9 protein-coding genes are annotated in these 15776 nt (G+C 36.4%); 7 read left to right on the top strand and 2 right to left on the bottom strand.

The genetic code is table 11. The features are described from left to right. The first annotated feature begins 196 nt into the window (after positions 1-196). Positions 197-1741 carry an acyl-CoA carboxylase subunit beta gene (locus QUH73_RS17885; protein ID WP_289531804.1) on the top strand — a complete coding sequence of 515 codons (1545 nt, stop codon included), beginning with the start codon at positions 197-199 and terminating at the stop codon, positions 1739-1741. 12 nt (positions 1742-1753) lie between these two features. Further along, positions 1754-2062: a biotin/lipoyl-containing protein gene (locus tag QUH73_RS17880; RefSeq protein WP_289531803.1), complete on the top strand. Its 309-nt coding sequence runs from the start codon at positions 1754-1756 to the stop codon at positions 2060-2062. Positions 2063-2127: 65 nt separating this feature from the next. On the opposite strand, the gene ispE is transcribed toward QUH73_RS17880, so the two are convergent. Further along, entirely contained in the window at positions 2128-2943 is an 816-nt protein-coding gene (gene ispE / locus QUH73_RS17875) for a 4-(cytidine 5'-diphospho)-2-C-methyl-D-erythritol kinase (protein ID WP_289531802.1), read from the bottom strand. A gap of 191 nt (positions 2944-3134) precedes the next feature. Between ispE and dnaB the strand changes: the two genes are divergently transcribed. Both dnaB and QUH73_RS17865 read left to right on the top strand, forming a co-directional pair. Further along, positions 3135-4667, top strand: a complete 1533-nt coding sequence (gene dnaB / locus QUH73_RS17870; protein ID WP_289531801.1) for a replicative DNA helicase — start codon at positions 3135-3137, stop codon at positions 4665-4667. A 47-nt stretch (positions 4668-4714) separates the two neighbouring features. Next, entirely contained in the window at positions 4715-6004 is a 1290-nt protein-coding gene (locus QUH73_RS17865; RefSeq protein ID WP_289531800.1) for a hypothetical protein, read from the top strand. 457 nt (positions 6005-6461) lie between these two features. Here QUH73_RS17865 and QUH73_RS17860 read toward each other — a convergent pair whose 3' ends face one another. After that, the gene (locus tag QUH73_RS17860; RefSeq protein ID WP_289531799.1) at positions 6462-7163 is read right to left on the bottom strand and encodes a YjjG family noncanonical pyrimidine nucleotidase; all 702 of its coding nucleotides are present in this window, start codon (positions 7161-7163) and stop codon (positions 6462-6464) included. A gap of 154 nt (positions 7164-7317) precedes the next feature. Between QUH73_RS17860 and QUH73_RS17855 the strand changes: the two genes are divergently transcribed. The 3 genes from QUH73_RS17855 to QUH73_RS17845 form a co-directional block, all read left to right on the top strand. After that, positions 7318-9462: a PA14 domain-containing protein gene (locus QUH73_RS17855; protein ID WP_289531798.1), complete on the top strand. Its 2145-nt coding sequence runs from the start codon at positions 7318-7320 to the stop codon at positions 9460-9462. Between the two features lie 210 nt (positions 9463-9672). Continuing rightward, positions 9673-13893 (top strand): choice-of-anchor L domain-containing protein, encoded by a 4221-nt coding sequence (locus tag QUH73_RS17850; RefSeq protein WP_289531797.1) that lies wholly within the window; start codon positions 9673-9675, stop codon positions 13891-13893. A gap of 338 nt (positions 13894-14231) precedes the next feature. Beyond that, on the top strand, positions 14232-15776 hold a 1545-nt coding region (locus QUH73_RS17845; RefSeq protein WP_289531796.1), incomplete at its 3' end, for an HYR-like domain-containing protein.

The raw sequence follows: 15776 nt of genomic DNA, 5'->3' as shown, positions 1-15776 counted from the left end.
CCAAATAGTTTTTTTGTGAACTGATTTGATTATCAAGCGAAAGAGATTATTTTATATGTAGCTAAATATGAGGTGGAGTTGAGTAGAGTTTTTTTCTACCCTAAAATTTAGTAATGTTGTATCTTGGAATTTCACGAACTGATGAAATTCAACATATATATGAAAATATATATTTTCTAAACTAAATGTACAAATTATGTCATTGAAACGAAACATTCTTGATCTTAGAAAGAGAAAAGAAAAAGTGCTTCAAGGTGGCGGTGAAAAAGCCATTCAGAAGCAAGTTGCGATGGGGAAATTGACTGCCAGAGAAAGAGTAACATCTATTTTAGATGAAGATTCTTTTCATGAATACGATATGTTTGTTGAGCACGAAGCTCGCGACTTTGGTATGGAAAAGAAAGAACTTCATGGTGATGGAGTTATCATTGGAACCGGTACTATTTATGGTGAGCCAGTGTGTGTGTTTGCACAGGATTTTACCGTAGCCGGAGGTTCTCTAGGTCTGATGCATGCACGTAAAATTACGAAAATCATGGATCATGCATTAAAAATGCGTGTGCCATTGATCGGTATTAATGATTCGGGGGGAGCCCGTATTCAGGAAGGTGTTAATTCACTGGCAGGATATGGTGAAATCTTTTTCCGAAACACTCTTGCATCTGGAGTAATTCCTCAATTGTCAATAATTCTTGGTCCTTGTGCCGGTGGAGCTGTTTATTCTCCTGCACTTACGGATTTTGTGTTTGTGGTAGAGAACATTTCTAAAATGTTCATTACTGGTCCTGAGGTAATAAAAACAGTTTTGGGTGAGGAAATCACTATGGAAGAACTGGGTGGAGCTAAAGTTCATAGCGAAATTACTGGTAATGCTCATTTTTATGCTCTTAGCGAATACGAATGCTTCGAACAAATTAAGAAGCTGTTAACTTTCATACCATGGAACAATACTAAAAAAGCTAAGGCATTTCCTCCTAAGCCGCCAAGACCAGAATACAAAATTGAAGAAATTGTTCCTTCTGATCCTACTCAACCATACGATATCCGTAACGTTATCAAATCTATTGTTGATGATTCTGATTTCTTCGAGAGTATGGAGAATTTTGCACGAAACATTGTAATTGGTTTCGGTAGAATGAATGGTGAAACTGTTGGTTTTGTAGCTAATCAGCCATTAGTGTTGGCAGGTGTATTGGATTGTGATTCTTCTGATAAAGCGGCACGTTTTATTCGTTACTGTGATTCGTTTAATATTCCTATTGTTACCCTTGAAGATATGCCGGGTTATTTACCAGGTGTTGATCAGGAACATATGGGTGTTATTCGTCACGGAGCTAAGATTCTTTACGCTTATAGTGAAGCTACCGTACCTAAAATTACAGTTATTGTTCGAAAAGCATACGGTGGAGGTTATATTGCTATGAACTCCCGCCATATGAAGGCCGATTTCATGTTTGCATGGCCAAATGCGGAAATTGCAGTAATGGGACCAGATGGAGCAGCTAATATTATCTTTAAAAAGGAGATTATGGCAGCGGCAGATCCTGAAGCTATGAGAAAAGAAAAAGTAGCTGAATACAGAGAGAAGTTTGCTAATCCTTATGTTGCAGCAGCCAAAGGTTATATTGATACAGTTATTGAGCCACAAGAAACACGTAATATGTTGTTACATTCGATTGAGGTTTCCAGTAACAAAGTTGATAGCAGACCTGCGAAAAAACACGGTATTCCTCCATTCTAAAAAGTATTCGACATGGAAAATTTAAAAGAATTCAACGTTGATGGGACTGTTTATACAACAGAACTAACCAAAAAGTTTGAGAATAGAAAGCCTTGGGTTAGACCTAATCCTAAGCATATTAATTCATTCATTCCGGGTACAATTGTTGAGATTTTAGTTAAAGAAGGGCAGGAAGTAAAAGAAGGTGAAAACCTTATGATTCTTGAAGCTATGAAGATGAAGAATCAGATTAAAATGCCTTTTGATGGTAAAATTGCCAAGATTTATGTGGCTGAAGGAGAAAAGGTTCCCAACAGATTATTAATGATGGAAATTGAGTAATCTTTCTGAATTGAAATAACAATGAGCCTGTTCGTTATGAGCAGGCTCATTCTATTTTAAGGTTTTTATAATCTGCTTTTCCAGCAAAAATGTTTATACCATATTTCGGGGCACTCAGGTTCATCTTTAAAAATCCCGAATAATGAAGATCCACTGCCTGACATTGAAGCATAAACTGCGCCCATGCTGTATAAATCTTTTTTAATATTTTCTAATTGGGGATAATTAGGGAATATGCTGTTTTCAAAATCATTAACAATTAAGTCTTTCCAGTTTTGGATGGGTTCTGTAATAAGTTTTTTTAATGATTTAACAGGTTGCGAAGGTTTAACTTTCGAATAAGCTTCGGGTGTGCTTATGTGGACATTTGGTTTTACCAGAAGTATATAATATCCGGAAAGGTCAACAAGTGCTTCTGAGAAAACATCTCCTTTTCCTTCTGCGAAAACAGGTTTGTTAGCAATAAAAAAAGGACAGTCGCTGCCAAGCTGCCCTGCCAGATTTTTCATCTCGTCAAATGAAAGTCCTAGTTTATATTTCTCATTTAGCATTTTAATCATGAAGGCGGCATCTGAAGATCCTCCCCCTAATCCTGCACCAAATGGAATGTTTTTATGCAGATGAATATTGGTTGAGGGGATATTGTATTTCCTGTAAAGCAAGTCAAACGCTTTGCAGACAATGTTATCCTTATCGTCAATTTTTATCGGAATGCCTGATGAACTAAGGTTATAGATTGTTTCATTGTTCGAATCGGCAATTTCCAAACCATCCGTAAGAGGGATTGGATAAAATACAGTTTCGATGTTGTGAAATCCGTCAGATCTTTTTTCAACGATATTTAATCCGATATTGATTTTAGCATTTGGGAAGCGAAGCACAAGTAATAAGTTTTATGATTGAATGGTAAAAATACTTGATTTATAAGAGCAAAAAAAATCAATTTGTAGTATTTTTATTTTCTATCTTTGACTCTGCATTCTATATTTTTTTCAGAACTTTTTTTAATCTTGGAAAAACGTTTAGTGTGCTGATTTTAAGGGAAAAGTAAACTGTTAGAATTTAATATTTTATGGCTGGGGCAAATAAATATAACAATCAACCGAAGAATAAAGTAGATCTTGATTATGGGAAAGTTCCTCCGCAGGCTTTAGAGCTTGAGGAAGCTGTTTTGGGAGCATTAATGCTTGAAAAAGATGCAATGATTTCGGTTGGGGACATTTTAAATGCTGATTCCTTTTATAAGGATGCACACCAAAAAATATATAAAGCCATACTGTCGCTTTCAATCAACGAGGAACCTGTTGATATCTTAACGGTTACTGAAGAGTTGAAACGACATGGGAATTTGGATGCTGTGGGTGGGCCTTTTTACATCACCCAACTTACAAATAGGGTTGCATCGGCTGCTCACATCGAATTTCATGCACGAATTATTGCTCAAAAATTTATTCAGCGCGAATTAATTCGGGTTTCATCTGAAATTCAGTCGCAGGCTTTTGATGAGAGTGTTGACGTTGCTGATTTACTGGATAGGGCACAACAAGATGTTTTTGAGATTGCAGAAGGAAATATCAAAAAAGAATCCTCGCATATTCGTCCACTGGCTGATGAGGTAATCAACCAAATTGTGGAAGCAGGAAAACGAACCGACGGTTTAAGTGGTGTTCCTTCCGGCTTTACTGCTTTGGATCGAATTACATCGGGATGGCAAAAATCCGATTTGGTGATTATTGCGGCTCGTCCATCTATGGGAAAAACAGCATTTGTTTTGTCGATGGCCCGAAATATGGCGGTTGATCACAAAGCACCAATAGCTATTTTCTCACTCGAGATGGGTGGTGATCAGCTGGTGAAACGTTTGATTTCAAGTGAAACAGAATTAGGTTCTGAGAAGTTGAGAAGCGGTCGTTTGGAAGATTTTGAATGGGAACAATTGCATGTTAAAATTAAAGATCTTATTGAAGCACCAATATATGTGGATGACACACCTGGTTTGTCAATTTATGAGTTGCGGTCTAAATGTCGCCGTTTAAAGGCGAAACATGATATTAGTTGTATTGTGATTGACTATTTGCAGTTGATGACAGCTGGTTCTGATATGCGTGGCAACCGTGAGCAGGAGGTGAGTTTAATATCGCGGCAATTAAAGATCATCGCAAAGGAATTAAATGTTCCGGTAATTGCTCTTTCTCAGTTGAATCGTGGTGTTGAACAAAGAACAGGTGATGCAAAAAAACCAATGCTTTCCGATTTACGTGAATCTGGTGCGATTGAGCAGGATGCCGATATGGTGTTGTTTATTCACCGCCCGGAAAGATATGGTATAACTGAGGATGCTGAAGGAAATTCATTAATTGGTATTGCCGATATTATTATTGCGAAACACCGTAATGGTGCTGTAGGTGAAATACAGCTTCGTTTCCGCAATCAGTTGGCACGATTTACCGATTTGGAAGGTGAATCATTAAACCCATTCGCTACGCCGGGTTTGGAGGATGTGAAAACATTCAGTTCCAGCATGAATCAGGAATCTTCTGGTTTTGATGATTTTAGTGCAGGATTTGGTGGGGGAAGTGATTTTGATGATGCTGCACCATTTTAATGACCTTATGAAACGTCTTCTCAAATAGAATTTATTATTTTGTTTTTATGATAGAGGATAGATTGTTCCTGAAAATATTTTTTCGAAAAATAGTTCTTTTACTGTTTTTCGCCTTACCTGCATACGCATCCTTTTCTGCAAGTTTATTAATTCAGATGGATGATACTCAGAAGAATCATCTTAAAGCCTATGGTATTGCTTTTTGGACTCTCGAAAAGGATTATGAGATTCATTGGCTGTTGAATTATCGCGGAGGATCTTTTTTGCTTCCTTTTCAGAAAGAAATTCAGGATGAGTGTCAGATTCGCGGTGTCAGTTTTTCTGTTCTCAGCGATGTTTCAGCTCAGCAAATATTGAATGAAATATCAAGCGATGAACTTAATATGGATGCCGTTAAGCTGGAAAAACCACCTTTGATTGCAGTTTATTCGCCGAAAGGAAAGAAACCTTGGGATGATGCAGTTACCCTGGCACTTAGTTATGCCGAAATTCCTTACGATATTATTTATGATGATGAGGTGATGACCGGAAAGTTGTCGAAATATGATTGGCTGCATTTGCATCATGAAGATTTTACAGGGCAGTTTGGGAAATTTTACACCTCATATCGAAATATGAAATGGTATAAAGATGAGGTACAGTCCAATATGGAGATGGCTAACCGATATGGTTTTTCGAAAGTTTCCGATTTAAAAAAAGCAATATCTGTTAAAATAAGAAATTTTGTTGAGGCCGGGGGATTTTTATTTGCAATGTGTTCTGCCACCGATACTTTTGATATAGCACTGGCATCAGGAGAACATGATATTTGTGATGCTGTGTTCGATGGAGATCCTATGGAACCAGATGTTCAGTCTCATCTGGATTTTTCAAAGACATTTGCCTTTCAGAATTTTACGCTTGAAAAAAATCCTAATGTATATGAGTTTTCGGATATTGACGTGACTTTAACAAGAAAGTTAAGGCAGGAGGAAGACTATTTTTCCTTGTTCGAGTTTTCTGCTAAATGGGATCCTGTACCAACTATGTTGTGTCAAAATCACAAGAATTTGATAAAAGGATTTATGGGACAAACCACAGCTTTTAAATTGGATTTGATTAAGCCAAGTGTGCTTGTGATGGGAGAAAATAAAGCAGCTGGTGAAGCACGATACATTCATGGAAATTTAGGAAAGGGAACCTGGACATTTTATGGAGGACATGATCCCGAAGATTACCAGCATTTAGTTGGAGATCCGCCTACCGATCTTAATTTGAAAAAGAATTCGGCTGGTTATCGCCTAATACTGAATAATGTTTTGTTTCCGGCAGCCAAAAAGAAAAAGAGAAAAACGTAAGGAGGGTCGAAAAATCTTGAAGAGTTTAGAAGAGTCTTGAAAAGTCATATAGTACAAAAGTCAAATGGTTTTGGCTCATGTTCCTTATTATTTTTTGTCCTTGTTTTTTATCCTTTAAACTTTTCACACGATTTAGGGCAAAAAAAAGGCTGCGTCCCCTAAACGCAGCCTTCGTATTTCAACATCGGTTATATACCAGTTTCAATATATTATTAACCATTTGTAATCTATTAACCTTAGTAACTTCACTAACCCTTTAAAAGTATTTATGAATGTCACGGTACAAACTGATGTTGGCAACAAAACTTGTTTGCATATCAAGTTTTGCTGATTACCTCTGCAAATATAAATGATATTTACTTACTATTGATCTGTAAATTGGGATTTTTTATTGTGAATTGTTGAAGAACATTAAAATTTGATTGCAGATTGTAATATAAATATGTTGGTTAGCATGTTATAGTATCCTTTTGATTTCAGATAAATCATTAATCTCGAATGTTGGATCATCTTTGTGATTGATTTTGTGTGGGTTAAAGTATATTTGATCCATTTCTACTTTTTTTGCACCGGCAATGTCGGTAGAAAGATCATCCCCGATCATTATGCTGTTTTTTGCAAATGCACCAGTCCTGTTAAATGCATATTCAAATATTTGTTGGGTTGGTTTATTGGCTCCTGCATCTTCCGAAGTTATTACTTCTGTGAAATAACTGTCTAGTTTTGAGTTTTTTAGTTTCTTAGTCTGAACTTCAATAAAACCATTGGTAATAATATACAATTGGTATCCTTTGTTTTTTAAATATTCAAGAATTTGATGCGCATTTGGGAAGGTAGCCGTTTGTAAAGGACTAATTTCGATAAAATCATTTGCAATTTCTTTTGCCAAATCAAGATCATCAAGTCCTGCTTCTTTTAATGTCAGGTAAAATCTTCGGTACATCAAATCCTCTTTTTTTATTCTGTTTTGATAATAGGCGTTCCACAATTTGCCGTTATGATATTCGTAGCGTGATTTAAAAAACAAAAAGCTTCCAAAGCTTGATTGTAATTGGTAATCTCTAAAGAGCAGATTTAGGCTTGCCTCGGAATTTTTATTGAAATCCCAAAGGGTGCGGTCTAGGTCGAAAAAAATATATTTGTATTTGGGATTAATCATGCAAAATTTATTTTAAGAACTTACTTTGATTGTTAGAATTTAAATATAATTAAACAAAAATGATAATTTTGCGTATGCCCTATAAATTAAAGGATAATTAATTATTTTTGGTTTTGACTATTTGTGTTCCAGATACTTCTTTAAATTTTAGCGTATGCAAGATTCTACTCATAAAACACTTATAAGATTTTCATTTTTATTTTTTATTTTTTCATTCTCAATTGCTATTGTTTGTGGACAAGAAGTAACGTTGGCAGAATACCAGTTTAAAACTAATAATGATATGTCCGCTGAGGCTGGTGCTATTGGTACTCCAAATCTTAGTAAGGGTAATAATGTAGGGTTTTCTGGTTCTTATGGGAATTTATTGTCTTCTCTTTATACTAATGTTGATGGTCAGAGGGTTGATTTAAGTATTTCAACTGTTGGTTATAAGGATATTAAGATTGAGTGGGAAGGTGGATTTTGGTATGGGAGTACCAATAATACTCATCAATGGTTACTTTCAGCAGATAGTGGTGCCGGCTATGGAGGAACCTTGTTCACACAAAATTGTCATTATAATCAATGGGAACAAGTATCATATGCTTTGAGTAGTGAATTTGATAACAATTCCAGTGTGAAAATTAGGATTACTTCTAATGTTAGTAATAACAGGTATGTGTATCTGGATAATTTTAAAATTAAGGGTACGCTATTGGCTCCAGATACAGAAGATCCTGTTTTTCAAAATCCTCAAGGCGATATTACAGTAAATGCATCGGGAGATTTGTGTGGGGAGATTGTTGATTATCTATTTCCTCAAGCTACTGATAATTTTCCTGCTTTTTCAGGAACTCTTTCTGGATACACCTATTTAGGAGAACTGTATAATCATACTTATTACTATTCAAATACTAGTGAAAAAGCCACTACAGCAATGCAAAATGCCATTAATAGCGGAGGGCATTTAGTTACAATTACCAGTCAAGCCGAGAATGATTTTATAGATAGTAAAGTTGGAGAGATATGGATTGGTTTAACTGATGCTACGAATGAAGGAACATTTGTTTGGTGTAATGGAGAGGCTGTTAACTATACGAACTGGAACAGTGGAGAACCTAATAATTCTGGAAATGAGGATTACACTCAAATGTATAATTCTGGTACGTGGAATGATATTCCAGATGCTTATTGGAAGCGTTATGTTGTTGAATTTGAAGGTGCGTTAGTCACCCAGACGGGTGGTTTGCCATCTGGTTCTTTGTTTCCAGTAGGTACTACGGTTAATACATTTCTTGCAACCGATAATTCTGGGAATACCTCAACGCATAGTTTTACTGTAACTGTTGTTGATGTTACTTCTCCAAAAATATCGCAATTGCAGGCAGATTATTATGATGGGAAAAATTTCGATACGTTTAAGGAAACTTTACCTGTTGATGAAATAAATTATTCATGGGGATCTGGTGCACCAGAATCTTCGCTGGTAGGAAATGATAATTTTTCAATTCGCTTTCAAGGCAATATTCAGGCTGTTCAGGCAGGAACCTATACATTTTATACTACTTCTGATGATGGAGTACGTTTATGGGCTGCAGGGCTGCAGGTTGTTAATAATTGGACAAATCATAGTCCTACTGTTAATTCAGGTACGATATCTTTATCTGCAGGACAAATTGTTCCAATCGTGCTCGAGTTTTATGAGCAAGGTGGAGGAGCAGTTATTAAATTGGAATGGCAGGGGCCAGGTGTTTCTCGACAATTTGTAAAAAGTAATAGTGCTGGGACTTGTCAGGATATTACATTGGATCTTAGTGCAACCGGGGGCTCCTATAATTTAACCGTAGATGAGGTTGATTCCGGCTATTCAGATGAATGTGGTATAGCTTCCAGAAGTTTGAGTAAAAGTATTTTTACTTGTGATGATGCTGGAAGCAATTCAGTAACTTTTACGGTGGTCGATGTAAATGGTAATTCTTCCGAATGTGTAATAGACGTTATTGTAACTGGTGGACCGGATATTAGCTTGTCTGTTGTTGGCGATACGAAGTGTATTGGTGATGGTGCGCAACTTACTATACAAGGAAGCGAAAGTGGTGTTGTGTATTCCGCTTATAAAGGAGGAGTCCAAATTGGGAGTTCTGTTACAGGTAATGGTGCTGATATTAGTATTAATATACCTACATTAGGTTTTTCTGTTGGCAATAATTTGATCAACATTAAAGCAGTGAGTGCTGTATGTGAAGCGAACCTTACAAATACGGCGATTATTGTAATTTATCAAAGTCCAAATTCAGTGGGGATTTATCATGAGTAAATTGATAGGGGGAATTTGGTTTTTACTAAAGATTAAACAAAATTTCTTTTTCATCGTACTAGCATTAATTAAGAATAATTAATTATTTTTGAGCTCTCTAACAGTGATATATCTATATTTAACAATTTTAAATATATGCATTTTAGAAAATATTTCTACATAAAAATTTCGTTACTTCTATTTGTCTTTTTTGCAATAAACTCACCTTTGTTGGCGCAAATTATTATGTCTCGGAGTGGGACTGTATCGCAAACTGTAGTTGGGGGAGAGTTATTTTACGATAGTGGAGGAGCTTATTCTAATTACAGTAGAAGAGAATCTGGAGTTGTTACTTTTAGTTCCGCACCAGGTACTGCTATTCGCGTTGTTTTTGCTGATTTTAAGGTTGAAGATAGCAATAATTGTAATAATGATGCTTTAAGTGCATATGATGGAAATAATACTGGTTCTACTCAGATTGGTACTTATTGTGGATATAACCTGCCTTCGATAATCACTTCCAGTGGGAATTCAATTACATTTTATTTTTATTCCGATAATAGATGGTCGACTAATTCAGGTTGGGTAGCCGAAATTCTGGTTATCGATGAAAGTGAGGCATTTTGTATACCATCTGTGTCTAACTACCAATGGGGAAATAATGAATATATTAGTAACGTGCTTATTGGTGATATTAATAATAATAGTGGTTCTGATGGGTACAGCGATTATACAAACTCTCAGTCGACCGATGTTAAAATTGGGACTGATAATTTGTTGACGGTCACCAATGGTCGTTATGATAATGATACATATGGGGTTTGGGTGGATTGGAATCAAGATGGCGATTTTGAAGATGCAGGAGAGACCATTGCATCGGAAAGTGGTGATGATGTTTTTACCGTAATAGTTACTCCGCCTTTTGGTGCCGTGGTTGGAACTACAACAATGCGAATAAGAGTTAATTATTTGGATACAGCTACACCATGCGAGAATACAACTTGGGGAGAATTGGAAGACTACACCTTGAATGTAATTGCGAGTGGAGCCAGCCCGGTTGCAATATGTAAAAGTTACACAGTTCAGCTTGATGCCTCTGGAAATGCAAATGTAACTCCAGCAAATATAAATAATGGAAGTAATGATGTTGAGACAGCTAGTGCCGATTTACTATTGAGCTTGGATAAAAGTACTTTTGATTGTTCGAACTTAGGTGTTAATACGGTAACCCTTACTGTTGAAGATGAAGATGGGAATCAATCAAATTGCACTGCGAATGTTACAATTGAAGATAATCTAGCTCCATCTTTATTGAATTTAATTGCAGAATATTATAATGGAGTAGCTTTTGATGAACTGAAGTACTCAGAATCTGTGACAGAGATTAATACTAATTGGGGTAATGGCTCTCCAAATACAGCTCTTCTTGGAAATGATAATTTTTCAATTCGATATAGTGGAAGTTTTGTTGTTCCTGAAACTGGAGATTATACTTTTTATACAAATTCAGATGATGGAGTACGTTTAGTTATTGATGGTTCGAATGTTATTAATAACTGGACAAATCATGGGCCAACCGTTAATAGTGGTACTAAGAATTTATCCAAAGGAGAACATACAATCACTCTGGAATATTTTGAAAATGGAGGGGGAGCAGTTATTGAACTAGAATGGGAGTCCGCTGATGCAGAAATAGCACGTGAGGTGTTCTCCAAATCATCTATTACTGATAATACAACTGTCGAAATTACATTGGTACTTAATGAATCGGGTGCTGCCACTCTAAATGCAATAGATGTAGATCCGGGTTTTATTGATGCCTGTGGGGTGACGTCTAGAAGTCTGAGTAAATCAAGTTTCTCAAGTGCAGATATTGGAGTTAATACTGTAGTGCTTACAGTTGAAGATGCTGGTGGAAATTCTACAAGCTTTAATGTAAAAGTGACTGTTCAGGCTTTTATACCTGAGGTTAGTCTGTCCGTTGATGTAAATTCAATCAATGAGAATGGTGGAAAGGCCTTCCTTACAGCCACATTAAGTGGAGTTGCTTCTACTGATGTTTTGGTTGACCTCGCTATGTCTGGTGTTGCTTCAGCTTCAGATTATTCAATATCTAAACCTCAGATTAAAATACTGAAGGGGAATTTAACTGGCAGTGTAACGTTAAGTTCTGTTGATGATGCAGACGTTGAAGGGAATGAAAGTTTGAATGTTAGTATTTCTAATGTTACGGGAGGAACTGAAAATGGGACTCAGATGGTGATGATTACTATTGTTGATGATGATCTGCCCTCGACAGATCCCATACAGGTTGACCGACAAAGTCCTGAAAATGGTTATTCTCCTAATGAGTTAGTTCAGAATGTTTTAGTGAATGGTTGTTTGGTTGCAGATAATGTAACATACGGAGGGGATGTAAATCGAGGAATAGGATATTTTAATGCAGGAACTTCAGATTTTCCTCTTTCATCCGGAATTATACTTTCAACAGGAAATGTTCAGTCTGCTGAAGGTCCAAATAATAGTACCGGTGTAAGTTCAAATATTGGAGGTGCAACCGTTGATGCAGATGTTACCAGATTGACTGGCAGCCCAAATGATGTTCAGATTTTGGAATTTGATTTTATTCCAGCTGGTGATAAGCTTGAGTTCAGGTATATATTTGCTTCTGAGGAATATCCTGAATATGCCTGCGGATCATACAATGATGTTTTTGGATTTATTATAAGTGGACCGGGAATTTCAGGACCATTTTTAAATGGAGGAAAGAATATTGCCTTACTTCCAGGGAGTTCGAATTTTGTATCAATTAACAATGTTAATAATAGTGGTTGTGGTGATCCAGCTTATTATGTAGATGGTGCGGGAGGATTTGCAACCCAGTTTGATGGACGGACTACTGTGTTGACTGCTAATGCTGATGTTCTTCCTTGTCAAACCTATCATATCCGATTGATAATTGCAGATGTTGCGGATGATAAATATAATTCTGCAGTATTTCTTGAGGCTGAAAGTTTTAAATCTAACGAAGTTGTGATTCAAAATGGAATAGGCATTGAGAATGATGTTGATATTATGTATGAAGGTTGTAGTAATAGTTATATCAAATTTGTTCGGTTAGAAAATTTAGATGGAGAAATGAAATTTGATTTAAATATTTCAGGAACTGCCGAAAATGGTGTTGATTATATTTATGTAGATCAGTTGGGAAATCAGATTGGAGATGGTAAGTTGCCAAGTTCGGTTACTATACCTGCAGGAATTGCTGAGGTCGTTTATTACTACAAAGCATTATCTGATACGGGAATTGAAGGCGATGAAGAGTTGCGTCTCTCTTTTCTAAAAAGTTGTCCCTGTTCAGCACCGGATTACTATGAAAAGGTTGTGACTATTATTGATGTACCCGAAATACAAGCTTCTCCAACGAGTTTGGTTTCTTGTATGGGTGCTACGCCTGTTGCTACAATAACAGTTGATTTGAAAAATGGTTTGAATCCGGCAGATTATCAATATAGCTTAGATGGAGGAGCTTTTCAGGATGACAATGTTTTTACACTAAATAATCCGCCGGTAGGAACTGTTTATACAGTCACGGTTCAAGATAGATTTGCTTGTAGTTCTGAAGATTTTGATGTGACTATTCCATCAGTAACTCCTATCGCCGCGGAAGCCGGACCATCTAAACAAATTTGCGAAGGCGCAACTGTTCAGTTAAACGGTAGTGGAGGTATCTATTACGAATGGTCTTGTTCTCCTGCATCTGGATTAACGTATTTGAGTAATGTAAATTCTTCAAATCCTACTGTAGCTGATGATATTCCGTTTGGGGTCTATACTTATACGCTAACAGTTAAAGAGTCTAATTCGGCAACAGCTTCCTGTATTGATACAGATTCTATGATTCTTACGGTGAATGAAAATTCACATTTTACAATAGCTTCAGATAAAACAGACTATTGTAGTGGAGAGGTGATTGGATTGTCTTCAACTATTTTAAATGGAGGTGGTGGTGATTCTTATTCCTGGATTCCTGTTGCAGGTATTGCCAGCCCAACTTCGGCGAATACAACTGCAATTTATAATACTGCGGTTTTAAGTGCTAAAGATTTTTCATTAACAGTTACAAAATCGAATGGTTGTAAAAATACGGAGCATATATCTGGGGTATTAGTAAATCCACATCCCGTTGTGTCTCTTAACGCATCAAGCAATCTTTGTTCAGATGGGAGTAATGGTTTATTAAATGTAGATGTATCTGGAGGAACACCTTTTGGTTCTAGTCCGCTTTATAATTATTCGTGGAGTCATGATGGAAGCTTGAATTCATCCAACGCAACAGGACTTAATTCAGGTAATTATTCTGTTACAGTAACTGATTCTAAATCATGCACCGAAGTTGGAAGTTACATTATTGGGGCTGAACCTGCCCCTAAGGGAATATATCACGAATAGATATTAATATTGCGATGTTATTTAAATTGCAAATAAATAGTGTGAGGTAGATATTGGATTAAGAATGGTGTAGAACCTAATTTTTATAAAATTAGATTAGCGGTGTTAAAACCTTGATTAATGAAAGATATTTTTAGGTTAAACAAAAATAAACTGCATAAAACAATGCTTAAATCTGTGTTTTGCAGCTTGTTGTTGAAAAATTAAACAAATAATAAGCTGTTTATTATAAATAAAACACAACACTTTTTAACAATTGCCGTATCAGTGATTAGTTATAAGAAAAAAATGATTTATTTTGTCTCCCTATATATAAATTCCACTTTAAAACAGAACGCTTGACGAAACTTTTACACATAAAAATTTTCATACTGGTTATTCTGATTACTTTGGCAAAAGTTGATCTTTATGCTCAGACAGTATTATCTTCTACGGAAGATGTGTGTGCTGGTGAGTTGAATCAATATAAAGTTGAAGGAAATGCTGGATCTACAATTTATTGGTCTGTTGAAGGAGGTGTTGTTTATAAAGGTGGCTCTCCTGTTATTGATCAGGATTTGGTGACACCTGGGTTTCAGTATAGTGAGATGATCGTTTCTGGTGAAAGTTTAATCGGAATATTGTGGAATGTTACTGCAGGAGATTATCTGGTTAGAGCGTATGAAGAAACAGCTAGTTCGTGTGTTTCTGCTAATATGGATCTGACTGTTACCGTAAGTAATTTACCGGATCAAAGTCTTACACTTAATAATCCTTCTGTTTGTCCTGGAGGAACAGCTACAATAACTCTTACTAACAGTGAATCTGGAGTCAATTATCAATTACGTTTAGATAGTGATGATAGTAATGTCGGAGTTGCTGTTGCAGGTACCGGCGGGAATATTACATTTGATGTTAATCCGGTAGTAACTACTGTATATAATGTATACGCAGAAAATTTAGTTTCTACATGTGGAGTAGAGCTTGATAGTAAAAGTACAGTAACAGTAGAGGATTTAATTGACCCTGTCGCAGTATGTCAGAATATTACAATACAACTAGATGCTTCTGGTAATGCAAGTATAACTCCTGCTCAAATTGATAATGGGAGTACCGATAATTGTACTGCAGTTGCTTCTTTAACTTTATCTTTAGATGTTACAGACTTCACATGTGCTGATTTAGGTGCAAATACAGTTGTTTTAACTGTAACTGATGAATCTTCTAATGTTGGAACATGTAATGCAACAGTAACGGTTGAAGATGTTATAGATCCAGTAGCTGATGCAGCAAGTTTATCAGATGTTACTGCTCAGTGTGAAGTAACAAGTTTAATAGCACCAACAGCGACAGATAACTGTGACGGGGTATTAACAGGAACACATTCAGAAACGTTCCCGATTACAGCATCAAAAACTGTAGTTTGGACTTATACAGACGGATCAGGAAATACCAGTACACAGACTCAAAATGTAGTGATTAACGATACTACTAAGCCTGTAGCTGATGCAGTAAGTTTATCAGATGTGACAGCCCAGTGTGAAGTAACAAGTTTAACAGCACCAACAGCAACCGATAACTGTGACGGGGTATTAACAGGAACTCATACAACAACACTGCCAATTACTTCTTCAACCATAGTAACCTGGACTTATACCGACGGATCAGGAAATACCAGTACACAGACTCAAAATGTAGTGATTAACGATACTACTAAGCCTGTAGCTGATGCAGCAAGTTTATCAGATGTTACAGCCCAGTGTGAAGTAACAAGTTTAACAGCACCAACAGCGACAGATAACTGTGACGGTGCAATCAGCGGAACACATTCAGAAACGTTTCCAATTACAGCATCAAAAACTGTAGTTTGGACTTATACAGACGGATCAGGAAATACCAGTACG

Source organism: Labilibaculum sp. K2S (assembly GCF_030372765.1).
GTDB lineage: Bacteria > Bacteroidota > Bacteroidia > Bacteroidales > Marinifilaceae > Labilibaculum.
This window is presented reverse-complemented; position numbering and strand designations above follow the sequence as displayed.

Bases quoted from the DNA above. Each gene is read 5' to 3' on its own strand.
- QUH73_RS17885 (WP_289531804.1), top strand. From the start codon at position 197: ATGTCATTGAAACGAAACATTCTTGATCTTAGAAAGAGAAAAGAAAAA.
- QUH73_RS17880 (WP_289531803.1), top strand. From the start codon at position 1,754: ATGGAAAATTTAAAAGAATTCAACGTTGATGGGACTGTTTATACAACA.
- dnaB (WP_289531801.1), top strand. From the start codon at position 3,135: ATGGCTGGGGCAAATAAATATAACAATCAACCGAAGAATAAAGTAGAT.
- QUH73_RS17865 (WP_289531800.1), top strand. From the start codon at position 4,715: ATGATAGAGGATAGATTGTTCCTGAAAATATTTTTTCGAAAAATAGTT.
- QUH73_RS17860 (WP_289531799.1), bottom strand. From the start codon at position 7,163: ATGATTAATCCCAAATACAAATATATTTTTTTCGACCTAGACCGCACC.
- QUH73_RS17855 (WP_289531798.1), top strand. From the start codon at position 7,318: ATGCAAGATTCTACTCATAAAACACTTATAAGATTTTCATTTTTATTT.